Genomic DNA, 359 nt, shown 5'->3' with positions numbered 1-359 from the left:
CGGTCGCGACCATCTTTGCGTTCTTCGCCAGCGTCGTCGCATACCTCACGGTGCCCGAAACACACATTGAAGGAGGGGCGAATCAGTCGGTCAAACCGTGGGAGGTCAATACGAGTCTCCCTGCGGTAACGGTCGGCCTAGTGAACTTCGCCGTGCTGTTCGTCTACATCGGAGCACTGTTCTCGACTCTCGTCTTGTTTCTCAACCAGAACCGACTCAGCGTATTTGGGTTCGATTCCCAGGGCACCTCGGGTCTGTTTATGGGTCTTACTGTTCTCGCTGCGGGCCTGTCGATGTATCTCGGTGGGCGCGTCAGCGATCAGGCTCAGTCACGAGTCCCGGTTTTGCTCATATTTCTT

General features: G+C 56.3%; 1 pseudogene. It reads left to right on the top strand.

Annotated elements, in window-relative coordinates:
• Nucleotides 1-359: pseudogene (locus AUR66_RS22860) on the top strand (MFS transporter); the annotation flags it as partial.

Source organism: Haloferax profundi, from assembly GCF_001469865.1.
Lineage (GTDB): Archaea > Halobacteriota > Halobacteria > Halobacteriales > Haloferacaceae > Haloferax > Haloferax profundi.
This window is presented reverse-complemented; position numbering and strand designations above follow the sequence as displayed.